The organism is Pseudomonas sp. VA159-2, assembly GCF_024126635.1.
Lineage (GTDB): Bacteria > Pseudomonadota > Gammaproteobacteria > Pseudomonadales > Pseudomonadaceae > Aquipseudomonas > Aquipseudomonas muyukensis.
Genome location: NZ_JAMYBV010000018.1, coordinates 48,411 through 67,591 on the forward strand (window position 1 = coordinate 48,411; position 19,181 = coordinate 67,591).

Annotated in this window: 31 protein-coding genes, 1 tRNA gene and 1 pseudogene; 21 read left to right on the forward strand and 12 right to left on the reverse strand. The window is 61.0% G+C overall.

What is annotated here, in order from left to right:
• Positions 1-141: 141 nt before the first annotated feature.
• A complete protein-coding gene (locus tag NJG22_RS17590) occupies positions 142-1,425 on the reverse strand; it encodes an FAD-binding oxidoreductase (protein WP_217847400.1) in 1,284 nt (427 codons plus the stop codon).
• A 202-nt stretch (positions 1,426-1,627) separates the two neighbouring features.
• On the opposite strand from NJG22_RS17590, the gene NJG22_RS17595 reads away from it, so the two are divergent.
• A tRNA-Val gene (locus NJG22_RS17595) sits at positions 1,628-1,704 on the forward strand.
• 132 nt (positions 1,705-1,836) lie between these two features.
• Here the strand turns inward: NJG22_RS17595 and NJG22_RS17600 are convergent.
• From NJG22_RS17600 to NJG22_RS24665, 11 genes and pseudogenes are all read right to left on the reverse strand, one after another.
• Positions 1,837-2,973: a tyrosine-type recombinase/integrase gene (locus NJG22_RS17600; protein WP_253096368.1), complete on the reverse strand. Its 1,137-nt coding sequence runs from the start codon at positions 2,971-2,973 to the stop codon at positions 1,837-1,839.
• 1 nt (position 2,974) lies between these two features.
• Complete coding sequence (locus NJG22_RS17605; RefSeq protein WP_253096369.1) at positions 2,975-3,205, reverse strand: hypothetical protein; 231 nt, start codon at positions 3,203-3,205, stop codon at positions 2,975-2,977.
• Positions 3,190-3,603, reverse strand: coding sequence for a hypothetical protein (locus NJG22_RS17610; RefSeq protein WP_253096370.1), 414 nt, complete (start codon positions 3,601-3,603; stop codon positions 3,190-3,192). The genes NJG22_RS17605 and NJG22_RS17610 overlap by 16 nt, the downstream gene beginning before the upstream one ends.
• Complete coding sequence (locus NJG22_RS17615) at positions 3,596-3,928, reverse strand: hypothetical protein (protein WP_253096371.1); 333 nt, start codon at positions 3,926-3,928, stop codon at positions 3,596-3,598. Before NJG22_RS17615 ends, NJG22_RS17610 begins: the two co-directional genes overlap by 8 nt.
• Entirely contained in the window at positions 3,912-4,103 is a 192-nt protein-coding gene (locus tag NJG22_RS17620; protein ID WP_253096372.1) for a hypothetical protein, read from the reverse strand. Before NJG22_RS17620 ends, NJG22_RS17615 begins: the two co-directional genes overlap by 17 nt.
• A complete protein-coding gene (locus NJG22_RS17625) occupies positions 4,100-4,642 on the reverse strand; it encodes a hypothetical protein (RefSeq protein ID WP_253096373.1) in 543 nt (180 codons plus the stop codon). Before NJG22_RS17625 ends, NJG22_RS17620 begins: the two co-directional genes overlap by 4 nt.
• Positions 4,629-4,850 carry an Arc family DNA-binding protein gene (locus tag NJG22_RS17630; protein ID WP_253096374.1) on the reverse strand — a complete coding sequence of 74 codons (222 nt, stop codon included), beginning with the start codon at positions 4,848-4,850 and terminating at the stop codon, positions 4,629-4,631. The genes NJG22_RS17625 and NJG22_RS17630 overlap by 14 nt, the downstream gene beginning before the upstream one ends.
• Positions 4,840-5,019 carry a carbon storage regulator gene (locus tag NJG22_RS17635; protein WP_253096375.1) on the reverse strand — a complete coding sequence of 60 codons (180 nt, stop codon included), beginning with the start codon at positions 5,017-5,019 and terminating at the stop codon, positions 4,840-4,842. The genes NJG22_RS17630 and NJG22_RS17635 overlap by 11 nt, the downstream gene beginning before the upstream one ends.
• A gap of 90 nt (positions 5,020-5,109) precedes the next feature.
• Positions 5,110-5,508 carry a LuxR C-terminal-related transcriptional regulator gene (locus NJG22_RS17640; protein ID WP_253096376.1) on the reverse strand — a complete coding sequence of 133 codons (399 nt, stop codon included), beginning with the start codon at positions 5,506-5,508 and terminating at the stop codon, positions 5,110-5,112.
• Between the two features lie 184 nt (positions 5,509-5,692).
• The gene (locus NJG22_RS17645) at positions 5,693-6,130 is read right to left on the reverse strand and encodes a S24 family peptidase (protein WP_253096424.1); all 438 of its coding nucleotides are present in this window, start codon (positions 6,128-6,130) and stop codon (positions 5,693-5,695) included.
• Between the two features lie 66 nt (positions 6,131-6,196).
• Positions 6,197-6,376: pseudogene (locus NJG22_RS24665) on the reverse strand (helix-turn-helix transcriptional regulator); the annotation flags it as partial.
• A 375-nt stretch (positions 6,377-6,751) separates the two neighbouring features.
• Between NJG22_RS24665 and NJG22_RS17655 the strand changes: the two are divergent.
• From NJG22_RS17655 to NJG22_RS17750, 20 genes are all read left to right on the forward strand, one after another.
• Positions 6,752-7,360, forward strand: a complete 609-nt coding sequence (locus NJG22_RS17655; RefSeq protein WP_253096377.1) for a KilA-N domain-containing protein — start codon at positions 6,752-6,754, stop codon at positions 7,358-7,360.
• A 125-nt stretch (positions 7,361-7,485) separates the two neighbouring features.
• Positions 7,486-7,806 carry a hypothetical protein gene (locus tag NJG22_RS17660; RefSeq protein ID WP_253096378.1) on the forward strand — a complete coding sequence of 107 codons (321 nt, stop codon included), beginning with the start codon at positions 7,486-7,488 and terminating at the stop codon, positions 7,804-7,806.
• Positions 7,803-8,180 carry a hypothetical protein gene (locus tag NJG22_RS17665; protein ID WP_253096379.1) on the forward strand — a complete coding sequence of 126 codons (378 nt, stop codon included), beginning with the start codon at positions 7,803-7,805 and terminating at the stop codon, positions 8,178-8,180. Before NJG22_RS17660 ends, NJG22_RS17665 begins: the two co-directional genes overlap by 4 nt.
• 8 nt (positions 8,181-8,188) lie before the next feature.
• Entirely contained in the window at positions 8,189-8,422 is a 234-nt protein-coding gene (locus tag NJG22_RS17670; RefSeq protein ID WP_253096380.1) for a hypothetical protein, read from the forward strand.
• The gene (locus tag NJG22_RS17675; protein WP_253096381.1) at positions 8,419-8,709 is read left to right on the forward strand and encodes a hypothetical protein; all 291 of its coding nucleotides are present in this window, start codon (positions 8,419-8,421) and stop codon (positions 8,707-8,709) included. Before NJG22_RS17670 ends, NJG22_RS17675 begins: the two co-directional genes overlap by 4 nt.
• Entirely contained in the window at positions 8,706-9,479 is a 774-nt protein-coding gene (locus NJG22_RS17680; RefSeq protein WP_253096382.1) for an ORF6N domain-containing protein, read from the forward strand. The genes NJG22_RS17675 and NJG22_RS17680 overlap by 4 nt, the downstream gene beginning before the upstream one ends.
• Entirely contained in the window at positions 9,476-9,790 is a 315-nt protein-coding gene (locus NJG22_RS17685; RefSeq protein WP_253096383.1) for a hypothetical protein, read from the forward strand. Before NJG22_RS17680 ends, NJG22_RS17685 begins: the two co-directional genes overlap by 4 nt.
• Entirely contained in the window at positions 9,787-10,404 is a 618-nt protein-coding gene (locus NJG22_RS17690) for a hypothetical protein (RefSeq protein ID WP_253096384.1), read from the forward strand. The genes NJG22_RS17685 and NJG22_RS17690 overlap by 4 nt, the downstream gene beginning before the upstream one ends.
• The gene (locus NJG22_RS17695; protein ID WP_253096385.1) at positions 10,401-10,631 is read left to right on the forward strand and encodes a hypothetical protein; all 231 of its coding nucleotides are present in this window, start codon (positions 10,401-10,403) and stop codon (positions 10,629-10,631) included. The genes NJG22_RS17690 and NJG22_RS17695 overlap by 4 nt, the downstream gene beginning before the upstream one ends.
• Positions 10,628-11,410, forward strand: a complete 783-nt coding sequence (locus NJG22_RS17700) for a helix-turn-helix domain-containing protein (protein WP_253096386.1) — start codon at positions 10,628-10,630, stop codon at positions 11,408-11,410. Before NJG22_RS17695 ends, NJG22_RS17700 begins: the two co-directional genes overlap by 4 nt.
• A complete protein-coding gene (locus tag NJG22_RS17705) occupies positions 11,407-12,180 on the forward strand; it encodes an ATP-binding protein (protein ID WP_253096387.1) in 774 nt (257 codons plus the stop codon). The genes NJG22_RS17700 and NJG22_RS17705 overlap by 4 nt, the downstream gene beginning before the upstream one ends.
• Positions 12,177-13,589: a replicative DNA helicase gene (locus tag NJG22_RS17710; RefSeq protein ID WP_253096388.1), complete on the forward strand. Its 1,413-nt coding sequence runs from the start codon at positions 12,177-12,179 to the stop codon at positions 13,587-13,589. The genes NJG22_RS17705 and NJG22_RS17710 overlap by 4 nt, the downstream gene beginning before the upstream one ends.
• Complete coding sequence (locus NJG22_RS17715) at positions 13,576-14,082, forward strand: hypothetical protein (protein WP_253096389.1); 507 nt, start codon at positions 13,576-13,578, stop codon at positions 14,080-14,082. The genes NJG22_RS17710 and NJG22_RS17715 overlap by 14 nt, the downstream gene beginning before the upstream one ends.
• Positions 14,079-14,681: a hypothetical protein gene (locus NJG22_RS17720; protein ID WP_253096390.1), complete on the forward strand. Its 603-nt coding sequence runs from the start codon at positions 14,079-14,081 to the stop codon at positions 14,679-14,681. Before NJG22_RS17715 ends, NJG22_RS17720 begins: the two co-directional genes overlap by 4 nt.
• Positions 14,682-14,814: 133 nt before the next feature.
• Positions 14,815-15,066, forward strand: coding sequence for a hypothetical protein (locus NJG22_RS17725; protein WP_253096391.1), 252 nt, complete (start codon positions 14,815-14,817; stop codon positions 15,064-15,066).
• Positions 15,067-15,842: 776 nt separating this feature from the next.
• The gene (locus tag NJG22_RS17730) at positions 15,843-16,166 is read left to right on the forward strand and encodes a phage holin, lambda family (RefSeq protein WP_253096392.1); all 324 of its coding nucleotides are present in this window, start codon (positions 15,843-15,845) and stop codon (positions 16,164-16,166) included.
• Positions 16,167-16,205: 39 nt separating this feature from the next.
• Positions 16,206-16,550: an HNH endonuclease gene (locus tag NJG22_RS17735; protein ID WP_253096425.1), complete on the forward strand. Its 345-nt coding sequence runs from the start codon at positions 16,206-16,208 to the stop codon at positions 16,548-16,550.
• The gene (locus NJG22_RS17740) at positions 16,450-16,839 is read left to right on the forward strand and encodes a hypothetical protein (protein ID WP_253096427.1); all 390 of its coding nucleotides are present in this window, start codon (positions 16,450-16,452) and stop codon (positions 16,837-16,839) included. The genes NJG22_RS17735 and NJG22_RS17740 overlap by 101 nt, the downstream gene beginning before the upstream one ends.
• A gap of 114 nt (positions 16,840-16,953) precedes the next feature.
• On the forward strand, positions 16,954-17,430 hold the full coding sequence (locus NJG22_RS17745) for a phage terminase small subunit P27 family (RefSeq protein WP_253096393.1): 477 nt from the start codon (positions 16,954-16,956) through the stop codon (positions 17,428-17,430).
• 8 nt (positions 17,431-17,438) lie between these two features.
• Positions 17,439-19,175 carry a terminase TerL endonuclease subunit gene (locus NJG22_RS17750; protein ID WP_253096394.1) on the forward strand — a complete coding sequence of 579 codons (1,737 nt, stop codon included), beginning with the start codon at positions 17,439-17,441 and terminating at the stop codon, positions 19,173-19,175.
• Positions 19,176-19,181 lie beyond the last annotated feature (6 nt).

Below are 19,181 nucleotides of genomic sequence, written 5' to 3' on the forward strand. Positions count from 1 at the left end.
GCCAGCTTGCTGGCGAAGCAGGCAACGCGGTGGCTGGCCCCGGCTTTGCCGGTGTTCGCCGGCAAGCCACAGTATCCTGTAAGAGCCAGCCTTGCTGGCGAAGCAGACGACGCGGTGGGCCGCCAAGCGGCCCTGACCTTCTTAGAAGCCCAGACGGTCACGCAGGCTGTAGTACCAGGCGCCGATGGCGCTGAACGGCACGCGCAGCATCTGCCCGCCCGGGAACGGGTAGTGCGGCAGGCCGGCGAAGGCGTCGAAGCGTTCGGCCTGGCCACGCAGGGCCTCGGCCAGCACCTTGCCCGCCAGGTGGGTGTAGGTCACGCCATGGCCGGAGCAGCCCTGGGAATAGTAGATGTTGTCGCCGATACGGCCGACCTGCGGCAGGCGCGACAGGGTCAGCAGGAAGTTGCCGGTCCAGGCGTAGTCGATCTTGACGTTCTTCAGTTGCGGGAAGGCCTTGAGCATCTTCGGCCGGATGATCGCCTCGATGTTCGCCGGATCGCGGGCACCGTACACCACGCCACCGCCGAAGATCAGGCGCTTGTCGCGGGTCAGGCGGTAGTAGTCGAGCAGGTAGTTGCAGTCCTCGACGCAGTAGTCCTGCGGCAGCAGGGTGCGTGCCAGCTCCTCGCCCAGGGGCTCGGTGGTGATCACCTGGGTGCCGCACGGCATGGACTTGGCGGCCAGCTCCGGCACCAGGTTGCCCAGGTAGGCGTTGCCGGCGACGATGATGAACTTGGCCCGCACCTTGCCTTGCGGGGTGTGCACCACCGGATTGGCGCCGCGCTCGATGCGCACGGCCGGGGTCTGTTCATAGATGATGCCACCCAGCGACTCGACCGCGGCGGCTTCGCCGAGGGCCAGGTTCAGTGGGTGGATATGACCGCCGCTCATGTCGAGCATGCCGCCGATGTAGCTGTCGCAGGCCACCACTTCGCGGATGCGCTTCTGGTCCATCAGCTCCAGCTGGTTGTGGCCGAAGCGTTCCCACAGGCGCTTCTGCGATTCCAGGTGGCCCATCTGCTTGCTGGTCAGCGCGGCGAACACGCCGCCGTCCTTCAGGTCGCACTGGATGTTGTACTTGGCCACGCGCTCACGGATGATGCGGCCACCTTCGAAGGCCATCTGGCCCAGCAGTTGCGCCTGCTTGGGACCTACGGTGCGTTCGATGACGTCGATGTCGCGGCTGTAGCTGTTGACGATCTGGCCGCCGTTGCGGCCCGAGGCGCCGAAGCCGACCTTGGCCGCTTCGACGATGCTCACCTTGAAGCCGTTCTCCAGCAGGAACAGGGCGCTGGACAGGCCGGTGTAGCCGGCGCCGATGATGCACACATCGGTTTCCACCTCACCCTGCAGCGCCGGACGTGGCGGCACCGGGTTGGCCGAGGCGGCATAGTAGGACTGGGGGTAGGGGGTGTTGGCCATGCTCGAGGAACCTCGTGTTTTATATTTTTAACGAATGTACCGATGCTATCAATAATAATAAACACCCGCTAGTCGTCCGGTGAAAATCCTTTACTGCCAGGGTGGCGTGGGGCTTCTACAAATATTTTTAATATTCAGTGGGTTAGCGTGAAAAAAACAGTTGACACTGGGGTGTGTTCGGGTAGAATGCGCCCCACACGACAGGCACATAGCTCAGTTGGTTAGAGCACCACCTTGACATGGTGGGGGTCGTTGGTTCGAGTCCAATTGTGCCTACCAAACAAAAGCCCCGGTTTCCGGGCACTTGAAGGGCGATCCGAGAGGGTCGCCCTTTTTGTTTTTGCAAAACTTTTGCAAAACTTTTGCAAAACCTCCCACCTCTATCTGGTCTTGCCGGGCGCTTACCGCTCGTCAGATGGCCAGGTCAGCCTTCACTTCGACGTACTGAATTCCCTTCGGTGCGTGCCCGTCTTGATACCGCTCTGTCATTTCGGCAGTGGCGTGCCCCATCAGCAACTGGACGTATTCAGTTGAGAATTTCTGCTGCTCGTAGAGCCAGGCGCCCAGGGCCCGGATCTCGTGGAAAGTCGGGCGTTCTTCGAACTCCAGGTGATCGTAGGCCTTCGCGGCGTCCCTGGCTTTCCTGAAGCTTTTGGACAGGTAGTCAGGGGTGACAGCCGTCCAGTGCTCTTTTGCCTCGATCTGATCCTGGCGGCGCGCCTTCGGACGGTAATGGATGAGGAGTGGCGAAATGATCGGCGACCGGAAGCACTCGTTCACTGTCTCGCGCAGAGCCTTGCCCATGACGATCTGCAGGTGGATCGGCGTGTCGTAGTTGTCGGTCTTGCCTGGCGATACCCTGATGGTATTCTTGATCAGGTCGACCGCCGACTTCTTCCAGGTCACGATATCTTCACGTCGCTGCAAGCTGGTCAGGCCCAGCCTGATGGCGCGCTTGAGCCAGCTTGGCGTGGTATCGGCATTGAGGATCTTCTGGACACCCTCCAGCGTGTGGCGCTGGCGCTTCTTCTTAGCTTCCTTCTTGAGCAGCGTCATGTCGGCGGCGTTGCGCTCCACCATGCCCTTGGCGATCGCGAAGGTCAGTATGCTGACTAGTAGGCTACGGTGCTTCGTGTAGGCATTGTTGCTGAACTGGTCGAGGTACTCGGCGGCGGCAAGAACGTCGAACTGCCCCACCAGCAGGTGCCCGATATCCGCCCGGTAGCGCTTGAGCTTGTAGCCGATCTCGTCGAGGGACGAACGCGCATAGCCGCGCTCGGGCAGCCATTCGGTTTCGAAGCGATCGATCAGGGCGCCGATAGTCGGTAGGCGCTCGCCTGTGATGGTCGCCAGCATTTCGCCGTTGTCGGTCATCAGGAAGGCCAGCTTGGCGTTGGCAGCCTTGGCCAGGCGCACTGCCTCCTCATACGGCTTGTTGATGCTGGTCATCTTCCCGGTGATCGGGTTCTTGTACCGCCAGTACTTCCCGTTTGGGTACAGGTTGGGCGGGAGCGTTCTGTTCTTCGGGCTGCGCGGTCGTGGTGCCATTTCAAATATCCAGCATCTGAGTCAGGAGCGGGTCATTCGAGCCGATCACGGCGGTCTGAAGGTCGACGAAGTACATGCCGCCGCGGACTTCCCCCGCCAACTCTCCCTCATCAATCCATTTTTTGAGCTGCTGCAGGCTCGGCTTGCCGCCGGCGTAGCGCAGCTTCCGGTACTCGCCCACCTCCATGAGCCTGGGTAGGCTGGCGGTGATCTGAGCTATAACTTTAGCCATGGCTGAGCCTCAATCGACACACTGATTCGATGCCTGACGCGCGTCAGGTTTCGCTTTTCTTGCGAAACTGTCGAGTCAGTTTTTTTCCTGGCCTTGAACGCCTTGCCTTCCCAGGCGCCCACGCGCCCCCGGATGGTCTCCTGCGGGCGGTATGCTTTCGGTCTTTTCAGGTCGAACAGGCTCTGGCAGGCGATGAACAGGTCGTGCTCATCGACCAGCGAAAGAAGGCGCTGTCCGTCCTGCGAGCCCACCTTAACCCACCCGTCTTTACTGCGGCCGTGGTCAGAGGTCCGGAACAAGCGGTACCTGTTCCGGTGCCCGCTGCCAGGGCTCGATGTTTCTGTATTCAGGTAGAACGCCACGCCGTCGAGGCGCGTGCGCAGCATCGTCTTAGGCACTTCCCGCTCCCTTCAGCTCATTGATTACGGACTGGATGCCAGCGGCATAGCTACCGGGTCGGTCGAAAGTAGCGCCGGTGAGACGTTCGATCACCACATCTGCCGGGGCGGCGCGGAGCGAGGCGACCATGTCGACCGCCCAGCTGCGCCCCTCCAGAAACATGAAGTGGTTGATAGGGCCGGTGACAACTACCTCCAGGCTGCGCGGCTTGGCGGCCGGCGCCGGCGTGCTAATTTTCGACGCCTTCGATGTAGGCGCTTTCGCTGGCTTCCCGCTGATCCGCCGGCGTGCGTGCTCCAGTGCCATTTCAGCGAGGCTGCCCATGGGTGGCGCCCTCCATTTCGGCGACCGCGCGAAGGCGCAACGTGATGCCGCACTCGCGGGCCAGCTGGTTGAGCCGGCCGACGCTGGTGGTGCTGTCCTGCAGGGCCTTGCCGAAGCGCACCAGGCGCTCGCCCAGGTCTTCGAACTCGTTGCGGGCTGGCTTGGCCTGGGTCATGGCTGCTGCTCCTGCATGTCCTGCACCGCCTGTTGACCCAGTGCTTCCAGGCGCAGGGCGGTGTCAAGTTCGCGATCCAGTTCATCACCGGTGAAATAGGTGCCGCCGCGCAACACCAGCAGGTCTTCGTCAGGATCTTCGATGCAGTCACGGTCGCGCAGCCAGCGGTACCGGCGCGCATCGGCAGCCAGCTTGACGTGTTCGTCGATGTCGAACGGCGCCTCCATCAGGCTGATCTTCTGCTCAAGAGCGGCGATGATTGCGACCAGGTCGGGCTCAAGGTCGTCTTGGTGCTGGTTGACGTTTTCGCCGAAATTGGCGCCTTGGTTGACAGTGCTTTTGTCAGCCGCGGCCGGCTGAGTCACCGCCTGCTGTTCCTCAAGGGTGGCCTGCAGGTCGCCCTCACTCATACCGGCGATCACCGCTAGGCCGCGACCGATATACACATGGGCCCCCAGCTTGGCGAATGGCAGGACGTGCTCCAGGGTGCCGCCCTCGGCTGGACGCAATACCAGGGTGATGCGCTCAGGCAGCGTCATGGCTTACCCCCTTGGCGTCGGCTGCCTGGGTGAGGGCATCGAGCAGGGCCTTGGCGCGCTTGCCGCGGTCGAGGTGTTCGCGGATCGCGATGACGATCAGGCCGTTCATGCTGGGCTCGTCGGCTGCAGCCGCTGCCGCGACCTGGTCGCGCAGGCCGTCAGGGAGGCGCACTACGAATTTGTCGAGGCTGTGACTATCAAAGGCCATGATTTGCCTCCTGCATCTTGCGCTGGCGGACTTCTTCGCGGTCGATCGGCATGCCCTTCGGTGCGTCGACGCCAATGCGGACGATCGCGCCATTGACCTGCAGCACTCGCACTGTGATGCCGTCGCCGATCACGATCGACTGGCCGGCTTTTCGGGTGAGACACAACATGGTGATGCTCCTTTTCCAGGCAAGCCGATGGCCTGCCGCGATTGATGGCATTCGCAAAAAACAGGGGTGGATCAGGTCAGGTCGGTAGCGTCACGCCACCGCCAAGGCGCACTCAGCGCGCCGGGTAGCAATACGGGTTTCGATCTTGCGCTCACCGCCGTTGCCGCCGCGGCGAACGCGCATGGCCTGGTCGTCGCCGATCATTCCGTGGATGGCCATCAGCAAGGCCAGGGCGGTTGCGGCAGGGCTGATGACGCCGCGCCTGAACCCCTCGGCAACCAGCGCCGCACGACGGGTAACTCCCCACTTCGTGCCCAGCGCGATCAGGCGCTTCTTCACGCCGTCCTCACTGATGCCCAGGGTGCGAGCAGCCTCTTTGCCCGTAGCACCACCAGCGATCGCCAGCAGGCATTCCAGCTCACGAGGAGCTGCGCCTTGACCCAGCAAGCCCTGCCAGTTGCCGACGGTGATTGAGGTTGCGGTGGTCATGGTGGTAGCTCCTTGCTTATGAGGACGTTGAGCGAATGAGGGTTCGCCCGTCGATGGAAATAATATTAGGCTGGCCTTATTTTGTTGTAAATAGGCATGCCTAATTTATTTTGAAGGGGCGTAAAAAAACCCGCTCAAGGCGGGCTCCACCACTATCGATGCTTCGTGCAGCGGATACGCGATCCTACAAGAAAATCGACTTAGGCATTTTGCCGTCCACCACGGTGCCCACAATCTCCCATGCATCGTCAACAGGCCTGGTTGGGTACGCAGGGTTCAAGGGCTTCAGGTAGAGCTCCCCGGCATCTCGAACCAATTGTTTAAAGGTAGCCTCGTTGGTGGTGATCATTCTTGCCACCACGAATTGCCCGGCTCTAGGCTCGATATCAGGCGCTACAAGGATCAAAAAACCTTCAGGGAACGACAGTCCGCCTGAGGATAGGGTCATCGAGTCACCGGTGACCCTGAGCCAAAATGCATCCTCACCCGCCCAAACGTCAGAGGCGTGATGAGGGCAGAGTGCAACATTACCCATCTCGATAGCTTCCCTGGCGATTCCTGCTTGCACCCAGCTTATCTCTGGATAGGAGAAGGACCGGGTGGGCTGCAGGGCGGCCTCCACATTTGAGTCCTCAGGAAGGCTTGATCCCTTGCGAATTGGGCCTCTACCTGTGGCCAGCCACTTGGGCGCAACCCCAAGGAACTCAGCAGCAAGTAGAAGATTTTGCCCCTCAATGGTTTTAGTTTTCCCAGAGATCCAGTCGTTTACGGACGGCGGTTTTATGCCGCACGCCCGAGCTAGCGCAGCCTGTGAGACCTTGGGAGGGCCGGCCATTATCTGGCGGAGACGTTCTTGAAGTGTGCTCATTAGGCTAGCCTAACACCATGAATATAAGGTATTCCTATTGACCGAGTCAAAAGGCATGCCTACTATTTGCCTACGATTCTGTTCGGAGAAGTCAGACATGAACCCCAGCGCGATTATTGAAGCCCTGGGCGGAACCTTTCGCGTAGCCGAGCTGTGCGAGGTGCGCCCGCCATCGGTGAGTGAATGGAAAAAACATGGCATCCCTCGTGCCCGGATGATGTTCCTTCGTGTCGCTCGACCAGATGTCTTCAGGGCTCTGGAGGAAGGAGCTACCGCAGAAGCTCCGCCGACCATGACGCAAACGATACCGGCAACCAGCCATCAGCATCAGTCCACTGGTGGGGCTGTGAATCCATCCAGTACCGGAGGTGTCCGGTGAGCAACGTAATCCACCTCGATTTCGAAGGGCGACAGGTAGACCTCAGTGCGGACGGCTGGTTGAACGCCACGAAAATCGCCAAGCAGTTCGGCAAGGAGCCTACCGCCTGGCTTCGCCAAATCGATACCCTCGAGTACCTATGCATCATGGGGGATGCTCTAGGGGTCAATTCTGTCACCGTGACAGAATTCAATGAAATCAAAGGATTAGACGCATCCAAGTCCTGGGTTCGCTCCAAAATACTCGCCCTCACGAAGAGGACCGGCCTCGTGACGACCAGGGCTGGCGGCAGCGGCGGAACATGGCTGCATCCGAAAGTCAGGGTTTACTTCGGTCGCTGGATCAGCACCAGGTTCGCTGTTTGGTGCGACACGAAAATTGAAGCGCTGTTGAGCGGCGCGCCGTCGAAGCTGGATCGACTCAATCGCGCTTGCAAGATCTTCGACGATCGCGAATCTCTCGCCAGCACCTACGGGCGCGGGCTTTGTGAGTGGAAGCGCGACAAACCGCTGTTGCTAGGCGACATCGAGCGTGAGCTTGATTCGCTGCAAATGGTGCTCGGTCTGAGCAACCCAAATCAACCTCGCCTGAAGGCCTCTTCATGACGGTCTCAGCATCCCTGTTTTTGTTGTCCGGCTGAATCGCAGGCAACAAAAAACCCGCTTCGCAGGCGGGCTTTTTAACCGTCCCCGGCAAGGGACTTTTTGAATCTTCGTTCGAGGAGAACGATATGTCACGCCCCGAAAATAGCAAAAACCCTTTATTAGCGCAACTGCCGAGCCTACGCCCTATGGGGTTTGGCTGCGTCGATCTGGAGGGAGAGGCGATTTTTCGCGTTGATCCGGATACCGCGCTCATGGATGGCTTGGACCTGGCTGTCAGCTTGACCGAGGCTATCCACCAGATCGCTCACCGGCTAGCACTCGCCGCCAACATGGGTGAAATGGTGCGAGTTAATGAGCTTCGAGCGTTGGCTTTCCTGGCTGACGCTGCGAACACCATCAACCGTAGTTCTCAGGTCGCCCTGGAGCAATGGGAGGTGCAGCCATGACGACCGCCCCGTGCTTCTTGGACCTGTTGGTTCGTGTTGATCAGGATTTCCCCTCCGAATTTGCTACTGATGCTCACCTGACCGACGAGCAGTCGCAGCAGCTTGAGCGGATCAGCAACGCAGCTTCCCAAAGCGTTACCACGCTCACATCGGGTATCGCGGCGGTCGGCGAGATGTTGGCCTGGATCGGTGACAAGGAGGAGATAAGCGGAGACGCGCTCGTCAGTCTGGGTTGGCTTTTGAATCACCTCGGGGAGACCACCTGCCGCCTTCATGACGAAGCGAGGCACGCCGAGTACAAGCTGAAGACCTTGCCGCGCTCCGCGTCACAAAACACAACCTCCCCAGTTCGTGGTGCGGAGGTGTCCCAATGAGCCGGGCGATGAGTGACTTTTCCGCTTCCACCAAGCGGGTCGAAGAAAGCCTTGAGCTGCTGGGGGTTCTCGCGGAGGTGCTTGAGCACAACGGTGGCTTCAAGTGTGACGAGCCAGGAGAGCACCCGGCGATGATCAATGAGCGCGGGGAGGACGGGATTGTCCGTTCGATGCGCGTTATCGCCTGGGCTGCTCATCGCGAGCTCTGCCAATTGGCCACTGACCTGGGGATCCCGGAATGAGCCAGCTATCTGTTTCGATGCTCCCTGCGCTTGATGCCAATCAACCGTTGTTCGACTCGGTGTACAAACTGGTCTGCGAGCAAGCACAAGCCGACCACCAGCCACCTGAAGTGGTGCTGGCGCAGATCGTTTTCCACTCCGCCTACGAACTTCTCTACAGCGACGGCTTTACGCTTCCGCTTGTCCAGGGCGTGGTGGAGGCCGCCGCTCTGGTTGTGGCAAAGGAGTGGGAGGAGGCTGATGCGTTCGAGCAGGGCCTCATTGGTGGCGCGGGAGGTGCGGCATGAGCCAAGTCGCCATCCATAACATCCAGCTACCAGTCGTCGAGTATCGCGGCCAGCGCGTCGTCACCCTGACGATGATCGACCAGGTACATGAGCGGCCAGAGGGAACGGCCCGCCGGAACTTCAACGAGCACCGCGCCAAGCTGATTGAGGGGGCCGACTTCTTCAAGGTTTGTGCGGACGAAATTCGTACGCACAACATCGTGAAGATTTCTCCGCGTGCACACGAGGACGTGACGTTCCTCACCGAGCAGGGCTACCTGATGCTGGTCAAGTCGCTGACCGACGACCTGGCCTGGACCGTCCAGCGTCAGCTGGTCAGCAACTACTTCAGGCCTGCACCAGCACCTGCTCTCCCTGGCGACTACATCACGGCCCTAGAACACCTGCTGGCCTCGAAGCGTTCGGAGCAGCTGGCGCTCGAGCAGCGGGACCATGCGATCGCAACCAAGGCGGAGATCGGCAGCCGCCGCGAAGCCTCAGCTATGGGCAGAGCATCCGCTGCAGTTCGCCAAGTGCGGCAACTGGAGAACGAGCTCGGCCGTGGCTGCCAGCACGCCACCGTTACTGCTGTGGAGAAGGCGGCGCACCGGACCTTCGGTGGCCAGGGTTTTCGCCCGCTCAAGAACTGGTGCGACAGCCACGGGGTGAGCGCCCCGAAAGTCCAAGACCCTCGATTCGGCTGGGTTCGCTCCTGGCCTGCTGCTGCTTGGGCAGCCGTTTACCAAATTGACCTGGCCGACCTGTTCGGCGCTGCTGGAGAACACGAATGAAAGCCAAACCAACCTACCAGCAGTTGATCGAGCAGATCGCCGAGGCCGCTGTTGGCTATCAGCAGGCCGAGACCAAGCGCAACGCCCTGCGCCGTGAGCTGAACGGTCTGTACAAGACCTACTTCGCTGCCTACGGCCACCCCTATCCCGGTGAGCCGCGCAAGCGCATTGATCCCGAGGATGAGCGCTTCCGCGGCGTACTGAGCTTCACCGACGCGGCCTTCCAGCGCTGGCTCGACGCACGAGAGCTGACCACCAAGCTGAAACGCAAGCTGCGCGGCCTGGTCGAGCGCCTGGAGCGTGCCCAGTGAGAAAGGTCATCGATTTTCCCCAGGTGCCCAAGGTAGAGGTTATCGACGAAGCGTTCTTCGAGAAGTTCGAGGACGCCGCGCTGCTGATGATGTGCTTCGAGAGTGTCGCGGATGCCGTAGAGGTGGCCGAGGAAGGCGTCAAGATTCGCAATCGGGATGAAATCCATGTTGGCCTGATGGAGGCCTGCATGGGGCTTGCGGTTCTGTTCCGCCGGCGTACCGGGCACAGCGTGCAGGAAGTGTCTGCCGACCATCTTGAGGAGGAGCGACGGTGCCTTCTCGCTGGCGAGGAGCCGCGCCTGCGCATCCCGCTCCGGCAGACCCCGGTAAGTCCGCTGCCAGCGACAGCTTTCTCCGGCCTGCCTGACCTTGAGCTGGCGCAGGTCGGTTTCAACTATGCGAGCAGGGTCAATGAGCACATCCAGGGCAACTGCCCTCGACTGGTGGAGCTTGACCTTGCGCGAAGCCATTCGTTGGACGCCTTGAATGCGCTCAGCCTGCTGATTACCAGGCTCTGGAAGACCGATCCGCATCGGATTGGCAGCTCGGCACTGCAAGACGAACTGGTCAGTGAAGGCAAGATCAACGCCCCGGCCTCGGAGACTTTGCAATGACCACGATCCCGAACCCCGCCCAGGCGCCCCGGCAGCGCGCTGGCGCAACGATCATCAGCGGCCCATGGCCAAGCTATGCCGGCTTCCGTGATCTGCCAGATCGCGACCGCTGGGTGCTTTACGGCAGTGCGAAGGCCTACCGCGAGGCGCTGGAGCTCCAGGGTCTGGTGATGAGCGAGAGCTACGACGCCTTCGTGCGCCGCGTTACAGAGGAGCTTGAGCTGTGAGCACCATTCTGATGACCGCCTGCTGGCCGCTCGAAATGAGCGCCGCGCAAAAGTCGGTCTTGATCTCCCTGGCCGACAATGCCAACGACGACGGCGTGTGCTGGCCCTCCATCGCCAGGATCTGCGAGCGCACCTGCCTGAAGGAGCGGGCGGTGCGCAACGCGATCCGCTGGCTGGAAAGTGTCAGCCTGCTGGTGGCAAAAGAGCGGGCAGGGCGGTCGACCTACTACGTCGTAACCCCAGCATCTTATGCCCCCGGCATTAAATGCCCCCCTGCACCAGATGCCGGGGACCCCGGCACCACGTGCCCCTCACCCCGGCACCAGATGCCGGACACCCCGGCACCAGATGCCCCCAGAACCGTAATAGAACCCAAAGGTGAACCATCAAGGAACCGTAAGAGGGCGTCTGATGCTTTCACGGTTGACCAGATGCTTGAACTGGCACCCGCGGATCTGACCGAACAAACGGCCAGGGACTACTTCCAGTTCAGGAAGAAGAAAGGCCCGCTCAATACGACGATCTGGAACACCGTGCTGAAGGAACTGGTGAGCTGCCGTGCCGTTGGTATTGACGCTGACACGGCTCTGGCTGAAGCGATGACCGCCGGCTGGCAGGGGTTCAAGACGGCTTGGCTGGTTGACCGGCTCAAGAAGGATGCCTGGAAGGCCGGCACGAGAGCTGCGGCCCAATCGCACCACACCGACCTCGACAAGATTGACCACACCGAAGGCCTGGTTCGCCAGCCTGACGGGACTTACCGGGTAGCAAGACCATGACCGCACCGCAAATTCTCGAATACAAGCATGGCCAGTGCCGTGTGCACGGCGATTACACCGACGAGCTGATCGAGTCGTTCTCAGGCGACCACTTCTGGCGGGGTTGCACGCGCTGCCAATTCGACGCAGTCCACTCGACCGACGATGCGATCCGCAATCCCGCGCTGGCCATCCGGCGCGACCGAGCGACGAACGCCAGGTTGCTGGATTCTGGTATTCCGTTGCGCTTCCGGGCCTCGACCCTGGACAACTACCGAGCCGACGCCGAAGGCCAGGCTGTTGCGCTGAACGAGTGCCAGGGATACGCCCGTGGGTTTGAGCACAACTGGGAACTGGGCCGATCGATGATGCTGTTGGGCGATGTCGGAACCGGCAAGACCCACCTGGCCTGCGCTGTAGCCCAGCACGTCATCCGCGAGTTCGGGGCCACGGCGCGGTACACCCTGGCCATCGAGATCATCCGCGATATCAAGATGACCTTCGACAAGAAGTCCGAGCAGACCGAGCGGGACGTGTATGCCTCCCTGCTGGCGCCGGACCTGCTGGTGATCGACGAGGTGGGCGTCCAGCACGGGAGCGACTTCGAGCGCCAAGTGCTGTTCGAGGTGATCGACTCCCGGTACCGCCAGCTCATGCCTACCATCGTGATCTCCAACCTGGGCATCGCAGGGTTGCGCAAGTGCCTGGGGGATCGCGCTGTCGACCGCCTGACCGATGCTGGCGGGCCTGCTGTCCTGTTCACCTGGGCCTCGGCGCGAGGTGACGCATGACCAAGGATTTGGTGATGGGATACCCAGAGGCCGAGCAGGGCGTCCTGGGCGCCATCATGCTCGCCTCGCTGGACGGCAATCACGCCCTGGCTGACGACATCGTTGGCCAGATGACCAGTAGTGACTTCCTGTACGATGACAACGCAGCGCTGTTCGATGTGATCCGGGACTGCCGTGAGCGCGGTATGCCGGTGGATGCGGTGACCGTGGGTGACGTGCAGCGCGTGCTCCCAAGCGGCGAGAGCACGCTGGCCTATGCGGCTGACCTGAGCCGCAACGTGCCCTCGGTGGCCAACGTCATGACCTATGCCAAGCAGGTCAAGCAGTGGGCGGTAATCCGTCAGGTGATCGGCATCGGCCATTCGGCAGAGGCGTCGGTAGCCAGCGGCTTGGTTCCGGACGAGATCATTGCGCAGGCTCAGCAGTCCATGGCCGACCTGCGCGACCTGCAGGGATCGGGCAAGGCCGGGTACAAGCGCATGGCCGAGGTGCTGCCCAAGGTGTTCGACAGCATGCAGGAAGTTCTGGATGACCGAGCGCCACCGAAGATGTCCACCGGCCTGGCCGACCTGGACAAGCTGATCGGCTTCCTGCGCCCCAAGAGCATGGTGGTGATCGCCGGGCGTCCAGGTAGCGGCAAGACCATGCTTGGCTTGCAGATCGTCAACCACGTCGCCATCCGCGGCGCAGGCGTGGGCCTGATCTTCAGCCTGGAAATGGACGAGAAGGAGCTGACCATTCGCACGATCGCCTCACAGGGCGGGGTCGACCTGCGCCGCATGGAGGAGGTCAAGAGCCTGGATGAGGATGAGTGGCAGCGTATCGGCACCGCCGGGACGAAGATCGAGGCCGCCCAGCTGTACCTGAACGACACCCCCGGCATGACCGTTGGCGCCATTCGGTCGGAGGCAAGAAGGCTTCAGCGCGAGCGGGGCCTCGACATTCTGATGATCGACTACCTGGGGCTGGTGGGCACGGACGGGAGGAGTCAGAACCGTGCTGACGCAGTGGCCAAGGTATCTATCGCTCTGAAGAACCTGGCCAAGGAGCTGAGTGTGCCGGTGCTGGTGCTGGCGCAGCTCAACCGAAACCCCGCGAGCCGCCCAGGCAAGAAACCACAGGCCAGCGACCTGCGCGACTCCGGCCAGATCGAGCAGGACGCCGATGCGGTGATCCTTGTGCACCACGATCCGGAGTCGGAGGCGGGTGAGCAGGGCGTTACTGAGCTGATCCTCGACAAGGGGCGGCAGGCCCCGCAGGGCTCGTGCCTGGTCCAGCGTCAAGGGCAGTACGCCCGATTCGTCAACTTCGCCGGTAACCGCCTGCCTCCTGATGAGGAGGTCGAGGTGGGGCGTGTCCTGAATTTCTCCAAACACCGCAAGGGGAGCAAGCATCGTGAAACTTTCTGATCTGTGGCCAGGCCACAAGCCGCCGGCGCGCACCCCAGAAAAACCCGTTGTCTCGGTGACCGTCACCAAGCGTGCTGACGCTGAGCGGCCTATTGCCAGTGGCAACACCCCGGCGACCATCAGCGCCCCGCGCGGGCCGTTAGAGCTGCCCCCCACCCTGGCGGAGTGCGAGGCTCTGGAGGAACTGCTGTGCCGCGATGCCATCCGTCTGGAGTGCCAGATCGGCCAGGCTAAAGGCAAGGCGGTTGCAGAAGGCAAGTACGCCAACCCTGACTGGTACCACCGCGCCAGGGCGGCGCTTAAGCACATCAACCGCGACCGCCAACGTCTGATGCAGCACATGAAGGCGCTGCGAGTCGAGCAGCGGCGCAACTGCCCCGCCTGGCAGGCCCGTGACAAGGCCATCCTGCGCGAGCTGAACGCACGAGTGCCGAAGGAGGTGTTCGACGAGTGCGTGCGGGTGGTGGACGCAGATCTGGAGATGATTCGATGAGCAATGTAACTGCGGCCCTGCCGCGCAGAATGCTGGCTGACTTCCAGCCGATGGTCTACCAGGGCGTCATGGCGGCGATCGTCAGGGTGCTGGCGGCGGACAGCACCAGCAACGCAACCCGGCAGAGCTGGCAAAAGCTCATCGACTCTGGCCCGCGTACTGGCGGGTTCAGGGCGCTGCTGTCGGCTCGGGATCAATTCGACTACGACTGCATCCTACACGCGCTTCTGCACCGAGAGCTGAGCCCGGCGCACTGGGATGTGCTGGTGGGCAAATTCTCGACGCACAAGGCTAACCGCGTCAGTGCCATCGCTCGAAGTATTCCTCGACTAAGCTCGCCGGCTCCGGCCCTGTTCGTCTACAAGGCGACGACGGTCTGGTTCATCCCGAAAATGAAAGGAAAGCAGGGTAAGCGCTCCACCGATGTTGCAGTGCTTCCTGATGAGTTCTACGACATGAACACCTGGGATGTGGATGCTCGGCCCGATTCCACCCGCACCCGATGGCGCCGAGGTATCCACAAGTGCTTGGAGCAGCTAGAGGAGGGCGCCGTCATCCATGTGACCGAGATTCTTGAGAGGGAGCAGCTGATCGATTGAAGTGGTTGACAAAGGTGAGCGAATGAGCGAAATTGCCAACCATCCTCAGATCCCTGCGCGTAAACGGGATTGAGGCACAAAGCCCTGGCCATCACGCCGGGGCTTTTGTTTATGTGCTGGAAAGGAATCGAGCATGGAAACTACCGCATCAAGTATTGCCGCTGAGTTCAAGCGGCAAGTCGACAGCAGGCTGCCCACTGAGCCGAGTCTGGGCGGGGGCTTTCACCACATTACGGTCAAGCTCTCTGCACCGCCTGGTGCGAGCACTAGCGTTTACTTCGACGCAGTCGGGATGCTGCTGCAACAGCTGGCAGATGAGCGCCCCGAGTGGAGGATCGGTCTTGAAGGAGACCCGAGTGATTTGCTGATCGAACTCACCCGGTAGCCTAGAGACACTCACAAACCCCGGTCAATGCGTCGGGGTTTGTTTGTAATGTGCAAGTGAAACCGAAACCGAAACCGACCGCATCTGCTGATTGCACCGATCAAGCTAGCTCGATTCTGTTTACTCCGACGTCTTATCGCGTGCCTCAATAATGCTCACATAGTCAGGATGATGGGCCTTGAGTCCGAGACGGTTATCCAACCAGGCGTTCATTTCGTACACCATTACCTTGCTACCAGCTGAAAACTCGAGAAGCGCCTTGGTCACTTCGTCACGGAGCTTGTCATCGTGGCTCATCGCTCTAGAGGTAAGGTAATGCTCGATATACCATTCAATTGAGCGACGTTCGCATTGTGAAATGACTGTGTGTTCTAGGTGGAGTGAGTAGTGCTTTCCGGAGCTAGGAGACACGGTGACCCTCTTCTTATGATGTGTGGCTGGTGCTTCTGCAGCGCCCGGCACGGGAATTAGCTTGGACGTACTGGAGTTTCTACTCTAAAAACCAGGGGTTTCCCAGTCGTTTTGGACGAATCTAGCCATAAAATCGTTTGATTGACTGATCGCCTAAAATAGTATCCGTTTGGATTTATTTGGGCCTGCTCGAAGGGGAGTGCTCAAATCGGTTCTAGGGCGCAATCATTGGTCGTGCTGTCAGTCGTTTGGAAAGAGATGCAGCAGGAGCGGCCAGGCGCATGTTGCACAACCGCTATCCCAATACACATTGCCCGCTTTGAGCGGGCTTTATTTTTTCTGCTCCCTGCGAGGGAGGAAACGAGATGGCCCTTATGCCTGAGAAAGATCCCGGCCTGTGGGCCTCGGTGCTCGTTTGGTTGGCAGCACACCAGCCACAACTCTCCACGGGTGGCATCGCCGCTGCTGTGGCCATGTTCCGAGTGATCTATGGCGGTGGTCGAGGTCGCAAGGTCCTTTTAGAAGGCGCGATCTGCGGCTTGATCGCTGTGAGTCTACTGCCATTGCTGGAGTACTTCGCCCTACCTGCGAACCTTTCCGTCTTCGCCGGCTGCATGGTTGGTTTCATGGGCGTGGATAAGCTACGTGAGTACTCCGACCGCTTCATGGGTAAGAAGGTGGAGGGCTGATCTATGCCGCCCAAAGCCAAGCGCCCTTGTCGTGTACCTATGTGCCCCGGCAAGACAAGTCACAGCCATGGTTACTGCAGCGCGCATGCCTCGCTCGCAATTGGTTGGAACAACCCGTGCCGCGGCACTGCTGAGCAGCGTGGCTATGACTGGGCATGGCGCAAGCTTGCCAAGGCAGTGCTCAAACGTGATCGCTATCTGTGCCAGTGCCATGACTGCAATGGTCGACGACTGCCGGCGACAGAGGTTGACCACCGCATACCCAAGTTTGAAAGGGGAACTAATGACCCATCCAACCTGTTTGCCATCAATGAAAACTGCCACAAGTTCAAAACGGCGGCAGAGTCGGCACGGGCGCGGTCAGGCTGTCCGCCTGGCGCGTGAGGCTATGCGTTTGCGCGAAAGAGCGATCAAGCGCAGCCGAAGTGCCGAGCTGATCCGCCATGGTGACTGGCACCTGGATCGAGCGCTGTACTGCTGGAAAAACATTCATAAGCTTGGAATTCCAGAGCTGATTTCGCGTGTTCTGCATGAGCTAGTAGCAGCAATTGACGCATACATGCATGCCGCAGACGGAGTGCCAGAGCGTCCGCTTATTCATCTGGCTGCCTTAATGGATGGTGAGAGTCTGCGGGCAAAATTAGCGAAAAGTGGTCAAAAATCGGCCAAGTAGGGGGCGGGGCAAAATCTCTACAGCTTTCGTCTCTCCCCACCGATCGCCCAACCGGTCTTACACACCCGCGAAATTAAAAAAAATCGCATTTCAGAAAATCGGGAGGTCTGAACGATGGGGCGACCCGCGAAACCTACCGCCCTCAAGCTGCTGCAGGGCAATCCTGGCAAGCGAAAACTCAAGAAGGACGGCCCCGCGCCGGCGCCGCTGGCGGAAACACCAGACGCCCCGGAGTGGCTTGGGGACTGGGCCGTTGAAATGTGGTGCGCCATTGCGCCCTGGTTGACCCAGACCGGGATCATGACCCGCACTGACACGCACAACCTGGCGGTTTTCTGCGCCGCTTATGAGCGGTGGCGGCTGGCTGAGGCAGAAGTGGCCAGCAAGGGCATCACCGTCGTGGACGCCAAGGGCGTGCTCAAGAAAAACCCCGCCTGCACCGTGATCAACGAGGCGCTGCGTCAGCTGGCCAGCTTCGGGGCAGCCCTCGGGCTGGACCCGGCCAGCCGTGCGCGCCTGATGGGCAGTGGCGGGCCGGAGAAACCAGAAAACCCGTTCATCGTGCTCAAAGGAGGGCGGGCCTCGAAGTGAGTTAGGACATGGCCAGCTACCCGAACGTAAACGCGGCGAACAAGTACGCCCGCGACGTGGTGGCCGGCAAGATCGCTGCATGTAAGTACGTGCGCCGGGCCTGCCAGCTCCACCTGGATGACCTGGTCAAGTCGAAGAAGCGTAATTTCCGCTGGACCTTCGACCGCGACACGGCCGAGCAGGTGGCGGTGTTCATCCAGCTGCTGCCGCACGCCAAGGGCAAATGGGCGGCGCTGCGTGAGCTGATCAAGCTTGAGCCGTGGCAGCTGTTCATCTTCTGCAGCATCTTCGGTTGGGTCGACAAGAAAACCCGCCGCCGGCGGTACCGCGAGGTGTACATCGAGGTGCCGCGCAAGAACGGCAAGAGCGTGCTGGCCGCCGGCGTCGGCCTATACATGCTGGTCATGGATGGTGAGTTCGGCGCCGAGGTGTATTGCGGGGCGACCACCGAGCGGCAGGCCTGGGAGGTGTTCAAGCCGGCGCGGCAGATGGTGCGGCGCACGCCCGAGCTGGTCGAGGCCTTTGGCATCCAGGTCGCGGCCAAAAACCTGTCGGTGATCGGCGACGAAAGCAAATTCGAGCCGCTGATCGGCGACCCCGGCGACGGCCAGTCGCCGAGCTGCGCCATCGTGGACGAGTTCCACGAACACACCTCGGCCGCGCTCTACGAAACCATGCTGACCGGCATGGGCGCCCGCGATCAGCCGATGATGTTCGCCATCACCACGGCGGGCTACAACATCGCCGGGCCGTGCTACCTGCAGCGCGCCCAGGTGATCGACAAGCTGGAAGGGACGGTGCCGAACGACGAGTTGTTCGGGATCATCTACACGATTGACGAGGACGACGACTGGAAAGACCCGGCGGTCCTGCGCAAGGCCAACCCCAACTATGGCGTATCGGTCGGGGCTGAGTACCTGCTGAAACGCCAGGCCGACGCAACGCGTTACCCGTCACGGCAAAACGCGTTCAAGACCAAGCACCTCAACATCTGGGTCAGCGCCAAAGAAGCCTGGCTGAACATGGCCGACTGGGAGGCGTGCGGCGACCCCACGCTGACCCTGGATCAGTTCTTGGGGCAACGCTGCTGGATTGGCATTGACCTGGCCAGCAAATCGGATATCTGCGCGGTGTCGCTGGTGTTCCTGGACAAGGTGGAGCTGGTCCCGGGGAGCGGCAAGCGGGTCAACCGCTGGACCATCTTCTGCAAGTCGTTCTTACCCGAAGGCGCGATAGAGCGGGGTGGGCCGAACAAGGCGGCTTACGAGGCCTGGGCCAACGCCGGGCTGCTGGAAGTCTGCGACGGCGAAGAAATGGACTTCGACCTGGTGCGCGACATGGTGGGCGAGTTCGCCGGGATGTTTGACGTGCAGGAAGTGGCCTACGACAAATGGCGCGCCACCCAGCTGGCCCACCAGCTGCAGAAGGACGGCGCCGAGGTAGTCGAAATGGGCGGCGGGGTAGCCAGCATGAACCTGCCCATGCGCGAGCTGGAAGCGGCGTTGCTGTCTGGCCGTGTGCGCCACTGCAGCGACCCGGTATTGGCCTGGCAGGCCGGTAACGTCGTGGTGCGTCCGTTCAAGGGCTGCATCACGCCGATGAAGGCCGACGAAGGCAAGACCGACATGCGCAAAATCGACGGCATTGTCGCCGCGCTGATGGCGATGAACCGCGCCATGGTCAGCGAATTTGAGCCGGAAGGGCTGTTGGCCAGCCTGACCGAAGATGACCTATTAGCTATGTGAGCCCCT